A 546-nucleotide genomic window follows, 5' to 3' on the forward strand; every position below is an offset into this window, starting at 1 on the left:
GATCGTGCTCGCTTCGGAGACGGTATCTTTCACGTTAACCGCAAGGCTTCGATCCGACAACCGTTCTTGAGCACGTGAAAGAACATTTCGATCTCCCAGCGCGCCCGGTACCAGTCGATCATCCGGGCGGCTTGCTCCAGGGTCTCCACGGGCGTGAAACGAATCTCTCCTTGCGACTCGCCCGCCGTCACCCGGCTCCACAGTTTGTCGTCTTCTCCGAGAACTCGTTTGCTGTGCAGCAACCAGTCCACTGGATTGCCCAAGTCACGTGCTCGCACCATCAGAGCCATGATCTTGGCCTCTTGCCACATGCTCGTGCGGGCTCCTCGTCGTTTTGTGTGGAAACCAGCATGCACAATAGCCGCTGGTAGTGGATGCCAGCGGACAGGGGCTCCTCGTCGTTTCGTGTGGAAACCAACATGCACAATAGCCGCTGGTAGTGGACGCCAGCGGGCAGGTCGCCTCGGGCCTGTCCACAGGTCCACCAAGTTGATGTTGAACATGGGAGTGTCTGATGGGTGTTGAACTGGAAGCGCTGTTCACCAA

General features: G+C 58.1%; 1 pseudogene. It reads right to left on the reverse strand.

The features are described from left to right. Positions 1 to 32: 32 nt before the first annotated feature. A pseudogene (locus tag VTU_RS34320) lies at positions 33 to 305 on the reverse strand (transposase); the annotation flags it as partial. Positions 306 to 546: the final 241 nt, after the last annotated feature.

It is taken from the genome of Verminephrobacter aporrectodeae subsp. tuberculatae At4 (assembly GCF_000193225.1).
GTDB classification, from domain to species: domain Bacteria; phylum Pseudomonadota; class Gammaproteobacteria; order Burkholderiales; family Burkholderiaceae_C; genus Acidovorax; species Acidovorax aporrectodeae.